The organism is Brevibacillus borstelensis (assembly GCF_037834415.1).
In the GTDB taxonomy this organism is placed as follows: domain Bacteria; phylum Bacillota; class Bacilli; order Brevibacillales; family Brevibacillaceae; genus Brevibacillus; species Brevibacillus borstelensis_A.
On sequence record NZ_JAUMSJ010000038.1, the window covers coordinates 1 to 13695 of the forward strand.

Sequence of the window (13695 nt, forward strand, 5' to 3'; positions counted from 1 at the left end):
GAGCAAAAAACCAGCCCATCATCGGGCTGGTTGGAAACTTACTTGTCTTCATAGGAAGCGAGCGCTTCCACGATCCGATCCTGAATCTCCGTCATATGCTCGCTCTTCGGTGCGTTACCGTTTATGACGATAGAGAAAACGAGCTTTTGGCCATCCTTCGTCTGAACGTAGCCGGAAAGGCTGCTGACCCCTGTCAGCGAACCCGTTTTAGCACGCGCATTGTTTTCCGCGGCCGTCCCCTTCATGCGGTTCTTCAAGGTGCCATCCACACCGGCAATAGGAAGGGATTCGAGGTATTTCGGATAAGCAGCGTGCTTTGTCATCCCCTCCAGCACAGCAGCTATATGGCGGGCGGAGATCAGATTATATCGTGTCAGGCCCGAGCCGTCGACCATGTCAAAGTTTGCCTGTACCCCGAGAGATGAAAGCGTCTCCTGTACGACCTTTACACCGGCTGACGAACTGCCTTCGCCCCGTTTCACCGCTCCCAATGTCTTCAGCAGCATTTCCGCATAAAAGTTGTCGCTCTTCTTGTTCAGATAGGAAACGATTTCCGATAGGGGCTCCGATGCGAACTCGGTCCATTTGACCGCCTGGGCAGGCACCGTCCCGATGCTGACAGTACTGTTGCCCGAAAAGGAGATTCCCTCCCTTTCAAGTGTCTCGCGAAGCACTGTGCCCGCATACAACGCCGGCTCCTCGACAGGAACTCGCTCGTAATCGGGAGCTGTGCCCAATGGCAGATTCCCGGTGATACGGATCGTATTGGTTCCGCGGTCTCTTTCGATGGCAAAGGTGTTTTCCTGACCTGTGTTTACCGTTTTGGCCTCATTGATCACATTGACATACTTCGTTTTGGGCAACAGGTTGATCGGCACAGGGTCGCCAGCGCGAACCGCCGGCTCAAATTCGATCATGACCGTCCCGCGGTTCAATGCCAGCGCCCCCAAAAGCGGATTGTAATAGTAGCTCTCGTCGTCCCACGACCAGCCAAGGCCCAGCCGCTCCTGATCAAAATAGGTCTCGTCGAGGATGAGATTGCCGTTGATCCGTTTGATTCCCTGCTCCTTCAGCCAGGCGGCGATCTCTTCCATCGATATGCCCTCATGCACCTTTAGATTGTCTTCCGTGTGGAGGGTCGGGTCGCCGTAGCCCTTGATGTAGAGATCGCCTTGGAACACGCCGTTTTTCGGGAGCGGAGAAGACCCGTACAGCTCAGTCTTGAACTGATAGTCTTTGCCCAGCTGTGCCAGCGCTGTCGCGGTCGTCAGCAGCTTGAGGTTGGAAGCCGGGGTCAAGAGCGTGTCTGCCTCGTGTTCATACCAGGTCGCTTCACTTTGCTCCTGATCCAATGCTTTGACCACAATCCCGGCGGTAATCCCGGAGGCATCCGCTTCTTCGGCGATCGGGTCCAGCAATGCCGAAAGCTTGTAGGCATCAGGCGCAGCCGGTTTGAACCCTTCCGGGGCCTTGATGTCCGGATAGGAAGCCAGCAGGATCACTACCTTGTCCTGCAAATCCCGCGCGTATTTGGACTTGTATATCCCGTTGATCATGATCGAAAAGGCGAGCTTGTGTCCATTTTTCGCGGTAGCGTATCCGGACAAGCTGTTCACGCCGCCCATAGAGCCCGTTTTTGCGATCACCATTTTTTCTGCCGGCGTGCCTTTCAAACGGTTTTTCAACGTTCCGTCGACACCGGCAATCGGGAGCGACTTCTCCAGTGCATCCCTGTATTCCTGCTCCTGCGCAAAAGCAAGCAACTTCACCATTTGATTGGCGGTAATCCAGTTGAAACGGGAAAGTCCGGAGCCGTCCTTTTGCACATAACCGGATTCGATACCGGCTCGTTTCAATACTTCCGCGACAACTTCGCTGCCCGCCTCCGCTGTGCCTGCTCCTTTTTCCGCAGCTCCAAGTGTCTTGAGCAGCATTTCCGCATAAAAATTGTCGCTGTCCTTGTTAAGCTCCACCAATATCTCGGAGAACGGCTTGGAGAGATGTGTATACAAAGGGATGCCCGTAGAGACTGTCGTTTTCTCGGGAGTCGCCTGTGGATGCAGCTTGATGCCGCTCGCTGCCAATCGCTGTTTCCAAATGTCCGCGACGTACAGGGCCGGGTCCTCCAGCGTGACGTCTTCCTGATAAGGCGCCGCCTCGACGCCAATCGTACCGCTGAAGATGACCGTGTTTTTCCCGCGCGGCCGCTCGACAGAGATGTCGCTGTCCTTGCCGGCAACCGTCTTCACTTGATTTACGATTTGCACATACTCCGTCGCCGGCTCCATGGAGAGGACCGGTGTCTCTCCCGCTTTTTTCCCCGGCTCCACCGTAATCGTCAGCATGTTTTTATGTACCGCCAAGGCGCTCAGCTGGGCGCTGTACCCATAGACTTCATCGTCCCACATCCAGCCGTAGCCGAGACGCGTGCCGTCAAAATAGCTTTCATCCACGAGCAACTTTCCGTTTACCTGCTTGATCCCTTTCTCTTTCAAGGCAGCAGCGATGGCTTGCAGATCCGCAACAGTCAGACTTGGATCTCCGAGACCCTTCAGGATCAAGTCTCCGTTGAGCACGCCGTCCGCAGATACCTTTCCTATGGCGTACACCTCCGTTTTCCACTGATAGTCTGGTCCGAGCCTTTCCAAGCCGGCAATCGTCGTAAACAGCTTCAAGTTGGATGCAGGCATATAGGTTCTGTTTGCGTTGTGCTCGTACAGCGCTTTTCCAGCTGTCAGATCGTACACCGATATTCCGGCGTGCAGGCCGACGCTGTCGGGGTCTTTGTGAAGCTCGGCCAAAGCTTGCCCGATGTTTGCCGCAAGCGGCTCCTTGGTACCCGCCGTCCCTTGAGCCAGAGCGGGAACCGAAGCCAGCTGAAAGACGAGCAGCATGAGCAGAATCCAGCAGCCAGAGCGTTTGAGCAGTCGTTTCATAGTACCCTCCTTGTCCTAGTCTGTTGCCTTGAAGCCGGTTCTAGAAGCAGTCTTCATTATCTTATCACTTCGCCTTCATTTTCGGAATATTAACACAATGACTTTTGTGATAGAATCCTTGCCTTTTGCGTTTCCTCGGAATAAAGGCTGGACTAGCGATCATACTAAAAAGGCCTTTACATAATTTGGGAGGTTTCTCTATGTGGAAAAAAACAATCCCGCTGCTGCTCGCCTTCTTGCTTATTGCCGCGTTCATTGCCATACCCGCTTCGGCAGCGCCGGAAGTGGCTGACCTGCAAGTGGATCAAACCCGGATGAAAGACTGGAAGGAGTTGACCTTGCGCTGTGATTTGATTGTGGTGGGACTGACCGATGAACGCCATCAAAGGTTCCCGACAACGAAGCGGGTTCCTTCTGGCCGATTGGTGAATTACGTTCAAACCGTTCAAATTGAAAGAGTGATCAAGGGATCTGCCCCTTCCCGGGTTCAGCTCCTCAGCACCGGTGTCGAGCCTCTGCCCGATGCCTCTGATCCCGCAAACCTTTCGTACCCTGGTCCGCTTGGGGAGGGCCAATACCTGTTGTTTCTGAAAAAAGTGAACCGGACAGATTTGTACAGTATCGTCGGACTGTGGCAAGGCGTTTATCCGCTGTACGAAGGCAAAACCGTCAGCTTGCGCGGGCAAGGCTTTGCGGAATTGAATCAGCGAACGATCAGGCAGGTGGAGAACAAGCTCAGGAATGTCCAGCGCTAATTCCCCAGAAGCAGTCCCGCTTGCCGCTAAATAGGCGGTCTCCATCGCAAAAACGGGTATTCGTCCATGAGTGGTACCGACTGCTCCGAATAGGATATACGGCTGATATTCATATCCGAATCGGGGAGGAATCAGGGCTTGCGCATTTTGGTCATATTGCCTGAGCAGCTGCCTGTGCCGCCGATCAAAGGCGGGTCTGTTGAAACCTGCACGTACAACATTTTTAAAAGGATGGCTCGGACCGATCAGGTGGTCATGATTAGCCGCGCCCATCCGAGGCTGCCTCCTGTCAGCCGCTATCAAGACGGTCGGCTTACAATTATTCGCATCCCCCACGGAAACAGACAAAGCTATATCCATTCCGCCCTGAAAAAGGCAGCCGGCCAATCCTTTGACGTGATCCAAATTGAAAATCGTCCCCGCTTTGTTCCGAAAGTCCGCCGACAGTTTCCGAGAACCCCGATCATCCTTTCGCTTCATTCTCTCACATTCATGTCCTTCCTTTCTCCCGGCCAAGCGGACGCGATTCTTCGTCAGGTAAACGGCGTGACATCGGTTGTCTCCTTTGTCACCAGGACCATGCAGCGCCGTTACCCTCGTCACGCACATAAATTTCGCACGGCCATTCTCGGAGTAGACACCACCAAATTCCGCCCTTTGCCTGCTTCTGCCAAAGTACGGCTCCGCAGACGCTGGGGCCTTGACGGCTCGTACAACGTCCTTTTTGTCGGGCGGATTGTGCGTGGAAAAGGACTGCATACGCTCGTCCGTGCAGTCTCCCGGCTGAAGAAGCATATTCCCCGTGTAAGGCTTGTCGCCGTAGGCGCTTCCTGGCCGGGAGTCAGCAGGCAAACACCCTATATGCGTCATGTCCGTCAATTATCCAGGCGTCTCGGTGTGCCGATCCGTTTTACCGGCTACATTCCACCCGCCCGCATCCAGGATATGTTTCAACTGGGGGATGTATTCGTCTGCCCTACTTTGTTCCGCGAGGGCTTCGCTACCGTCAACTCGGAAGCGATGGCCTCCGGCATCCCTGTGGTAGCTTCGAACCGCGGGGGGATCCGGGAGGTGGTCAAGAACGGTCACAGCGGAATTTTGGTGAGCCGTTTCCAAAGTCCGGACGCATTTGCAAGCGCGATTGCCCGCCTCCATGACAACCCGGGATTGCGGAAGCGTCTCGTTCTATCTGCCCGCAAAAGAGTTGCTGCTTCTTTCAGCTGGCAAAACACCGTTCAACGGTTAAAGCAGCACTACTGTCTTGTCCGCCGCTAGCGGAACATGCAAAAAGCCACTGAACAGCATGCGTTCAGTGGCTTATTTTCAGTTCGGTCCATGTTGAAATGCTGCTCTTTTACTTGGTCACAACAAGATACATATAAATGGCTACCGACAGCGTACAGACGAGAACGCTGCCGACAAAGATCCAGATGACCAGCTTGTTATTCCGATCTTCCCGATTGTCCATAAGTCGTCTCCTTAGCCTGAATTCCCCCTCTATTATAAGTCCCATCGAATAAAAACAAAACTCTCCCGGAGGAGAGTTTTGGCATTTGTCATTATTTATTCAGATTGAGCATGACTTCATCCGGTTTGACATCTTTCGCGATCAATTTCTGCTGTTTCATCCAATCGATCAGCGTCTGCCACGATTCCGCCGTCTGACTGCCAAATGGCTCACTGCCTGCATCCATCAAAGGCAGCAGGATATCCAAGCTTTTTGTCTCTACGTCCTCTTCCAGCGGAAACTCCTGCGCTTGCTTGGCCAGCAGAGATTTCAACGCCCTCTCCTTGTTTTCTTTCACATAGGCCTGGCCTTTGGCAGCTGCACGGAGGAACGCCGCCAGGGCCTCTTTCTTTTTGGCTGCCGTCTCATCGCTGGTGGCCACGACCAGTTCATAATAGTCCGGAACCCCAAAATCGCTCGGCTTGATGACATTTACGGGAACTCCGTGCTTTTCCAGCAGGACCTGCTCGTGATTGATGTAACCGCCAACCACGGCATCCACCTTTTTCGCGGTCAACGCAGGGATAATGTCAAACCCGATATCGGTAAAGGACAGGCCGGAATCGTCTGCCCCCGCTTGCTTCACAACCGTCCGGACAATCGATTCATCCAACGGCACGGAAGGATAGCCGATATTTTTCCCCGCAAGCTTCTCCGGCGTATCCAGACCGCTGTCCTTTCGCGTCATGATCACATTCAGCGGGTGACGGACCAATGCGGCGATGGAGACCACTTTGATGTCTTCCGAGCGGGCCTGCACCACTTGCGGCTGATAGCTGATCGCCATGTCCACTTTTCCGGCGGCGGCCATACGGAGAGGATCATTGGTATCGGAAGGCATCTGGAGGTTGACTTTCAGATTTTCTTCCTTGAAAAAGCCTTGCTCTTCGGCAGCGTAGAGAAAAGAGTGTACGGCATTGGGATACCAGTCGAGCGCGATTGTCAATTCCGTCGGCTCTTTGCCTGCAGCCGGTTTGGCACCGTCTGCCTTCTCCTGATTTTCGCCTTGCGCTCCGCACGCTGTGAGACTCGCAGCCAGAGAAAGCGTCAATAGCGTTTTCGTCCACTTGTTCATGATACTCTCCTACCTATCCTATTGTTTTTTATTTTTTCTTGTTCGCGTCTGCGGGGCGGCCCAAAGCTCCAGCCTTCCCGCCAGCCAGAATAGCAGCATGCCAAGTACCGACAACAAGAGCACTGAAGCAAACAGGGCTGGTGCCTGAAAGTTGCCGGAAGCGCGCCGTCCGAAATAGCCGAGGCCTTCGCTCGCCCCCAGCCACTCGCCGATCGTGGCGCCTGACACGCTATAGGTAGCCGCCACCTTCAAGCCGCTGAAAAAATGGGGCAAGCTGACCGGAAGCTGGAGCTTTTTGAACAGCTGCCATTTGCTTGCCCCCATCGTCCGGAGCAGATTCAACATGTCCCGGTCGCATGCCTTCAGACCGTCATACGTGCTGACCACGATCGGAAAGAAGGTAAACAGGATCGTCACCGCGATTTTTCCCGTCAAATCATAGCCAAACCAGAGAATGAAGACAGGTGACAGCGCGATGATGGGAATGGTTTGGGAAATGACGATGTAAGGATACACCAAGCGTTCAACCGTTTTGCTGAGCGTCATCACCAAAGCCAGCGATACCCCGAACAGGATGGAGACGCCAAGCCCCAGCGCCACTTCCCGCAATGTCGCCCACAGGTGCTGGCCCAGCAGCTGTTCTTTTAGCACCCACAGCGAGAGGAGGACCGTGCTTGGCGGCGGCAGGATAAAGGCCGGAACGGCAAGCAGCCGGCAAGCAGCCTCCCAGACGATGAGAAGCGAGAGGACCGAGGCGAAAAACCACAGTCCTTTTTTCACAGGCTCTTTCACCGCTCACTCACCTCCACACGGGCAGCGCCATTGCCCCGCAGCAGCTTCCAGACTTTCTCGCGCAGCTCGTGAAACTGCGGATCGTTTCGGCTGCCCAGGGTTCGCGGCCGGGGAACGGAAACCTGCAGCTCCACCGGCTGCCGGATCGGACTTCCCAGGAGAACGACTACCCGGTCCGCCAGCAGGATCGCTTCATCGATGTCATGGGTAATCAAAAGCATCGAGCATCCGGTCTGCTGCCACATCGAGAGCAGCCATTCCTGCATTTCCATCCGCGTGATACCGTCCAGCGCGCTAAACGGCTCGTCCAGGAGCAGCAGGTCTGCCCCGGTCATCAGGGCTCTCAGGAAAGACACGCGCTGACGCATACCGCCAGAAAGCTCTTCGGGATAGGCGTCCTTCCATTCGGCCAGTCCGAAACGGGGAAGCTCCTTTATGACTCGCTCACGAATCTTGCTTTTGGAAAATCCTTGTATTTCGAGCGGCAAACCAGCATTTTCAGCTACAGTCCGCCACGGCATCAGCAAATCCCGCTGCGGCATGTACCCCACCTGCCCGAGGCGTTCATTTGCCGCTTTTCCATCCAGCCGAATCGTTCCTTTGTCTGGCTGCAGCAGCCCCGCCGCCAGCTGAAACAGGGTGCTTTTTCCAATCCCGCTCGGCCCGATCAGACTGACCAGCTCTCCACGGCTTAGCTGCAAATCGAATCCGTCCAGTATCGGCTTTTCTCCATAAGAAAAACCGACGCCCGAAAAGGCTAGTTTTTCTCGCACGGCCACATTTCCTCCGTGTAAGCCATTTCCCAGAACAGATACTCCATGCGGGACGTGTTCAGGAAATGCTCCTCCAGAATCGTCAGCTCCTTCTCCGATTTGCCCTCTGCGAGCTCATCCATCAGATCGATCAGCCACTGGGCCAGCTGTCCAAACTCGTCCGAGCTGTAGGTCCGCACCCACTCGCCGTACCATTCGTGCTCCAGCGCGCCTTCTACCCCGGCTAACCGCTTGCCGATCTCCCAGTAGCTCCAGGCACATGGCAGCACCGCACTGACCAGTTCGGCCAGAGATCCCTGATGAGCGACCTTTAGCATATAGCTCGTGTAAGCCAGCATCACAAACGACGGTTTTGTCTGTTCCAGCTCCTCGCGCGAGATGCCAAAGCGTTCGGCATACTGCCGGTGCAGGGCCATTTCGAAATTGAGCGTCGCTTCCTGCAGCGAGGCAAACCGGGCGCTCGTCTCCAAATCGTGAGCTTTCGTGCTGGCGATGGCAAACATCTTGGCGTATTCGATCAAATACACGTAGTCCTGCTTCATGTAAAAACGGAACGACTCCACTGGCAGGCTTCCGTCTCCCAAACCCGTGACAAACGGATGACAGTGGGTCCGCTCCCAGATCGGCGCTACTTTCTCCAGCAAACGATGCGTAAATGTCGACAAGATCACTCACTCCCTTTTCGTATTGCACCAGTCCGCGAGAAACCGGGCAAGCGTTTGTGAAAAGACAATCAACTGCTCCGGATCGACGGATTCATTCACAGCATGGGCATGGCCAAGCTCACCCGGACCAAAGATCACCGCCGGGATCCCGGCGTATGCAAACCAGCCTGCGTCCGTGACGGAAGGGGACATATTCACCACCGCCGGACGGCCCGTCTGCTGCTCAAAGGCTTCCTTCAGTTTGAGTAGGGCGGGATGCTCCTTGTCCAGTTCCAGCGACGGAAAGATCTCTCCCCGCTCTTCGATCATGGAGCGGCCTCCCCAGCGGAAAACGGGCGGGTGATCCCGCAGCCATGGATCGGCGGCCGCAGCCCTGAGGACGTGCTCCTCCACTTCCCGGATGATGTCCTCGTGCGTCTCGTCCGGATAAAAGTGGACGGTGATCCAAAGAGCGCAGCGATCCGCGAGAAAAGCGGCGTGGCGTCCGCCTTCGATGACCGCAGGATTGATCGTACTCATGCCCGGCGGGAAGCCCGGATGCGATTTCATCACAGCCCAATGGCGCTCCAAATCCTGCAGGGCGGCGATCACTTTCATCATTTTCTCAATCGCCGATGCCCCGTGGACTTTGCCGCCAGCGTGAATGATTCTGCTGCGCATCCCGTCATGAAGCGTAACGGGACTTTCAATCGTAATCCAGCCGGTAATCACTCCGCCCTGGCCCTGCATATGCAAATCGCTTGTGTCTACGACAAGCGCGTAATCGGCCGAGTAGCCGCGCTCGATTGCGGCCAGCGTTCCAGCTTCGCCTGCTTCTTCGCCGATCACGGACTGAAAAGCGAGATCGCCTTTCAGTTCTATGCCGTACTCCTGCAGCATCTGGATCGCGAACAGGCTGGCCGCGAGCGCCCCTTTCATATCGGCGGCGCCGCGTCCGTACCACCTGCCATCCGCTCCCTTGGCAAGCGCAAACGGCGGATACTTCCAGCCTCTGTCGTCGCCGACTTCAGCTACATCGATGTGTCCGTTTATGATCAAGCTCCTGTAATTTTCCGAGTCGGTGCCCTTCTTCACGCCCACGACATTGTCGTCCCCGGGAAAAACGGTCCAGCGGTCGATTTCAAAGCCGAGAGCTTGCAGCTTCTCTGCCACCAAGGTCTGCGCCTTGTCGCTGTTGCGGGCCGGAGGACTCACTGTCGGCTGGGCGATCAGTTCGGCCAGAAGCGAAAACAGCTCTTCCCTCCGCGTTTCGATCGCGGCTAGTACCTCTTCCACGCTACTCGATCATCCCTTCTGTCGGACTGCTCGCGGACGCATACCGTTTTTTCGCGATGCGCCCGGCCAGGAACCCTTTCCTGCCGGCTTCCACGCCCAGCTTCATCGCTTCCGCCATCAATACCGGATTGTCAGCGAGAGCGACTGCCGTATTGAGCAGAACGCCGTCCGCCCCCAGCTCCATCGCCTTCGCGCAGTCGGCGGGGGAACCGATACCGGCGTCCACGATGACCGGCACTTTTGCGTCCTCGATGATGAACCGCAGGTTGTTCTCGTTGATGATGCCCTGGCCGGACCCGATCGGAGACGCGCCCGGCATGACAGCGTGAACGCCCGCCTCCTGCAGATGTTTGGCCAAAATCGGGTCGTCGTTGGTATACGTCAGGACGATAAAGCCTTCCTCCACCAAAATCCGGGATGCTTCCAGCGTCCCGATCGGGTCGGGAAGCAGCGTCTTCGGATCGCCGATGACCTCCACCTTGATCATGTCGCACAAGCCGGATGCTTTGGCCAATCGGGCGATCCGCACCGCTTCCTCAGCCGTATAGGCACCCGCGGTATTCGGCAGCAGCGTGAACTTTTTCAGATCCAGCTGCTCCAAAAAATTCGGTTCATGCGGATTTTCCAGATTCAGACGGCGAATGGCAAAAGTCAGAATTTCTGACTCAGATGCCGCCACCGCTTTGCTTTGAATCTCCAGATCGGGGAATTTCCCCGTTCCCAAAAGCAGCCGCGAACGAAACTCATACGGTCCGATTTTCCAAGTATCCATCTCGATCATCCTCCACCGACAAAGTGTACAATTTCAATCCGGTCGCCATCCGCAACCGGTGTCTCCTCATAACGGGCGCGATCCACAATCTCGCCGTTTCGCTCCACAATCACGATCTTCTCCTGCAGCTGGTAGGACTGCAGCAGGTCGCGGACAGTCGCAATTTCAGCAGCCAGCTCTACACGCTTGCCGTTCAACTGTACCAGCATGTTCCTCCTCCTTTTTCGGCGCATCATGTACGTTGCCGGTCCAAATAAAAACGGCTTCTTCGCGCCTGTGCCATGAAACAAAACAGACGGAAGAAGCCGTTTGAATACGGTACATCAGGGGCGGACAGCAAAAAAACCATCCGCCTCGGATGGTTGTGGTTGCTGATCTGCATAAGCCGAGCTGCTGTCCAAATCCATTTGAAAACAGCATCGGCGTTCACGCTGATGAGCTGATACCTCTTCCTCCGCTGGCATGACCCAGGTCAGGTTCAACGGTCAGTAACGCATTCGTTACAATCTCAGCCGATTTTGCTCGACCCCCGTTTGGTATTGCGCATAGATATTCAATTCGATTATTACAGTACCACTCTATTTTGGGTTTGTAAAGCTCTCCTTGTACAGAATCTCCAGTTCGATCAGGCAGCGCTCCGCCCATTTCGACGTTTTGCGGAGCTTTTCCATCTCCCGCTCCAAAGCATTCCTAAGCGATTCCTTGTAGTCAGGCAAAGTGCCGTTGAAACGGATCACGCTCTGGGCGGGGACCATGATTTTTTCCAGATAGGAGAGGGCTGGTCTTTGGTGAAACAGGGCAACGTCTACCTCAAGCGGATTGTGCAAATCACCCTGCGTCGGGTATTTCGTTACCGCCATGATTTTAACCAGCAGCTTTTCGCCGTGATTTTCCACAACCTCTGTCAGGTACTCTCCCGTCTTGTAGCCGACCCGGACAAGATCTCCCGGATTCCATGCATGCATACGACTCTCCTCCTTCGTTTCCATACCATCCTGTTTGAGCTGACCTCCACTGAGAGCTTCACGCCTCCAGCAAGCCGCGGGCATGATCCAGAACGGCGTCAGCCGCCATCGTCGCAGCCCCTCCGCCCTGGGCCATCGCCGGGTTTCCTCCGCCCTTGCCATCGATCAGCGGCAAGGTCTCTTTCAGCAATTGATTCATCGGGACGGTCACCCTGGCACCTCGGGCAAAAACGAGCTGCAGCTTGTCCGTGGTAGTCGCAAGGAGTGCGACGATCTGCTCGTCCTGCGAAGTGAGCACGCGGGCAAGCTGCTGCAATTCCAGCATGCTCCTCCCCTCAAACGCCGCCTGGACGACTCGTGCGCTCCCCAGCTCTGCTGGATCTTTCAAATACCGTTCCGCTTCATATGCCATCAATTCCGATTCTTTTTGTTGCAGCGTCTCCTTCAAGGCTTCCTTTTCGGCAAGCAAACGCTGCATCATGTCGGCAAGCTCCGCCTCGCTTGTCGTCATCATCCGCGTAAGGTCCTGCAAAAGCTGCTGCTTGCGCGTGTAATCAGCCAGCGCCCGCCAACCGCAAAGGAACTGAACGCGGATGTTGCCGCGGTGACGTTCCCAGCCGATAATCTTGATCGGACCGACTTCGCCTGTCGTTTTCGGATGGGTGCCTCCGCACGGATTGTAGTCGTAATCGGGGATGATGACGACCCGGATGTTCTCGGATACCGTGGGCTGCTTGGTGAGCGGCAGCTTTTCCAGTTCTTCCGTCGTGACAAAACGGGCGTCTATCTGGCGATTTTCCAACACCACCTGATTAGCCTGCCGCTCCGCTTTTTCGATCAGCTCCGGCGTAAGCTCATTCAGCGCGGTATCGATCGTAACGTGATCGCGTCCGAGGTGAAAGGCTACCGTGTGGGCATCGGCAAGCTTGATAAACGTCGCGGACAAAATGTGCTGACCCGTATGCTGCTGCATATGGTCAAAACGCCGCTCCCAATCAATCCGGCCCGTTACCCGCTGCGTATGTTCCGCAAGCGGAGCGTCGAGGCGATGCCTGATCTCCCCGTCGACCTCTTCCACATCCGTAACGCGGCGCCCTTCGATCGTTCCCGTGTCACAGGGCTGCCCTCCGCCAGTTGGATAAAACGCCGTTTGATCCAGCACAACGTAGGCGGTCCCGTCCTCTTCCACGCCCCGCTTGACGATGTTTGCTTCGAAGGTCTGCAAATAAACGTTTTGATAGTACAACCTGTTGTTCATACATACCCCTTTCCAATCACCTGCAATAAACAGCCGATCCTTCCATTTCCTCCCTGACAGGTTCTTTGTATAATGAGTCCAGGAGGTGTTATGCTTGGCTAAAAAAATGTTTACTGTCGAACAAGCGAACCAACTGCTGCCATATGTACGCGAAGAGCTTTCGTTTTTACAGGAAGCGAAACGCCTCTTTTATCAAACCTACCAGGAGCTGCAGCAAGCCAAGAAACGGCAACCGCCGGATGAGCAAGAAGTCTTCACGCTGGAATGCCGCCTCGAGTTTATGGAGCTGGAGGCGCAAATGCACGTCAACCATCTCATGGAGCAAGGCATAGAAGTAAAGGATATCGACATCGGTTTGTTTGATTTCCCCGCAGTCATCAACGGCAAAGAAGTACTCCTCTGCTGGCGGAAGGGCGAGCCAAGCATCGGGTATTACCACGGTATCGAAGAAGGGTTTGCCGGTCGAAAACCAATTGAATAGACCGCTGTTCTTGTGGCGCTCTTAAAACGCGTTCACTGCTCCAAATAACGCGGCCCGTCCGTACTGAGGCTCGCGACCCGTATTTCCTTCGCATGGAAAACGAGTCGGCCTTCTCCTTATAACGTTAACGACGCTCTTATTTTTGGCCTTGCTGCGCTGCCAGCATGGCCATTTTTTCTTCTCGTCTGCTTCGCTCTTCCGGGGTGGCCAGATCGTATTTTTTCAACAAGTGAAACAGTTCGTTCAGCGTTTCCTGGGATAGCGGTTCAGCCAAAAGTCCGTTCAGCTGCCCTGTGAGCGCTTGCGGCAAAAACGGAGTCTGCTCAGCCAGTTTGTTCAGAACGTCGTTTGTACTATGGTCCAGTCTGCATTCTCCCATGATCTCCCTCCTCGCTCTTTTGGCTCCATCATACCATGTTTGGCAAGCAGAAAAAAAGCGTA

14 protein-coding genes and 1 riboswitch are annotated in these 13695 nt (G+C 55.1%); of the genes, 3 read left to right on the forward strand and 11 right to left on the reverse strand.

Annotated elements, in window-relative coordinates:
* Positions 1-38: 38 nt before the first annotated feature.
* Positions 39-2936 (reverse strand): D-alanyl-D-alanine carboxypeptidase/D-alanyl-D-alanine endopeptidase, encoded by a 2898-nt coding sequence (gene dacB / locus Q3F21_RS21975; RefSeq protein ID WP_340257867.1) that lies wholly within the window; start codon positions 2934-2936, stop codon positions 39-41.
* Positions 2937-3136: 200 nt separating this feature from the next.
* Here dacB and Q3F21_RS21980 point away from each other — a divergent pair, with 200 nt between their 5' ends.
* Entirely contained in the window at positions 3137-3691 is a 555-nt protein-coding gene (locus tag Q3F21_RS21980) for a hypothetical protein (protein WP_340257869.1), read from the forward strand.
* A gap of 138 nt (positions 3692-3829) precedes the next feature.
* A complete protein-coding gene (locus Q3F21_RS21985) occupies positions 3830-4966 on the forward strand; it encodes a glycosyltransferase family 4 protein (protein ID WP_340257871.1) in 1137 nt (378 codons plus the stop codon).
* Positions 4967-5250: 284 nt separating this feature from the next.
* Here Q3F21_RS21985 and Q3F21_RS21990 read toward each other — a convergent pair whose 3' ends face one another.
* The 9 genes from Q3F21_RS21990 to Q3F21_RS22030 all read right to left on the reverse strand — a co-directional run bounded on the left by Q3F21_RS21990 (position 5251) and on the right by Q3F21_RS22030 (position 12773).
* Positions 5251-6273, reverse strand: coding sequence for an ABC transporter substrate-binding protein (locus tag Q3F21_RS21990; protein ID WP_340257873.1), 1023 nt, complete (start codon positions 6271-6273; stop codon positions 5251-5253).
* An 18-nt stretch (positions 6274-6291) separates the two neighbouring features.
* Positions 6292-7065: an ABC transporter permease gene (locus tag Q3F21_RS21995; protein WP_425341293.1), complete on the reverse strand. Its 774-nt coding sequence runs from the start codon at positions 7063-7065 to the stop codon at positions 6292-6294.
* On the reverse strand, positions 7062-7838 hold the full coding sequence (locus Q3F21_RS22000; RefSeq protein WP_340257875.1) for an ABC transporter ATP-binding protein: 777 nt from the start codon (positions 7836-7838) through the stop codon (positions 7062-7064). The genes Q3F21_RS21995 and Q3F21_RS22000 overlap by 4 nt, the downstream gene beginning before the upstream one ends.
* Positions 7823-8503, reverse strand: coding sequence for a thiaminase II (tenA, locus tag Q3F21_RS22005; RefSeq protein WP_340257877.1), 681 nt, complete (start codon positions 8501-8503; stop codon positions 7823-7825). The genes Q3F21_RS22000 and tenA overlap by 16 nt, the downstream gene beginning before the upstream one ends.
* Before the next feature lie 6 nt (positions 8504-8509).
* On the reverse strand, positions 8510-9778 hold the full coding sequence (locus Q3F21_RS22010) for an acetylornithine deacetylase (protein ID WP_340257879.1): 1269 nt from the start codon (positions 9776-9778) through the stop codon (positions 8510-8512).
* A 1-nt stretch (position 9779) separates the two neighbouring features.
* A complete protein-coding gene (locus Q3F21_RS22015) occupies positions 9780-10550 on the reverse strand; it encodes a thiazole synthase (RefSeq protein ID WP_340257881.1) in 771 nt (256 codons plus the stop codon).
* Positions 10551-10555: 5 nt separating this feature from the next.
* Positions 10556-10759 carry a sulfur carrier protein ThiS gene (gene thiS / locus Q3F21_RS22020; RefSeq protein ID WP_340257883.1) on the reverse strand — a complete coding sequence of 68 codons (204 nt, stop codon included), beginning with the start codon at positions 10757-10759 and terminating at the stop codon, positions 10556-10558.
* Positions 10760-10982: 223 nt separating this feature from the next.
* A riboswitch (TPP riboswitch) is annotated at positions 10983-11093 on the reverse strand.
* A gap of 35 nt (positions 11094-11128) precedes the next feature.
* On the reverse strand, positions 11129-11515 hold the full coding sequence (gene kapB / locus Q3F21_RS22025; protein ID WP_340257885.1) for a sporulation phosphorelay system protein KapB: 387 nt from the start codon (positions 11513-11515) through the stop codon (positions 11129-11131).
* A gap of 58 nt (positions 11516-11573) precedes the next feature.
* A complete protein-coding gene (locus Q3F21_RS22030) occupies positions 11574-12773 on the reverse strand; it encodes an alanyl-tRNA editing protein (RefSeq protein WP_340257887.1) in 1200 nt (399 codons plus the stop codon).
* Positions 12774-12858: 85 nt separating this feature from the next.
* Between Q3F21_RS22030 and Q3F21_RS22035 the strand changes: the two genes are divergently transcribed.
* Positions 12859-13254, forward strand: coding sequence for a DUF2203 domain-containing protein (locus tag Q3F21_RS22035; RefSeq protein ID WP_340257889.1), 396 nt, complete (start codon positions 12859-12861; stop codon positions 13252-13254).
* Positions 13255-13390: 136 nt separating this feature from the next.
* Here Q3F21_RS22035 and Q3F21_RS22040 read toward each other — a convergent pair whose 3' ends face one another.
* Entirely contained in the window at positions 13391-13633 is a 243-nt protein-coding gene (locus tag Q3F21_RS22040; RefSeq protein ID WP_340257891.1) for a hypothetical protein, read from the reverse strand.
* Between the last annotated feature and the right edge of the window lie 62 nt (positions 13634-13695).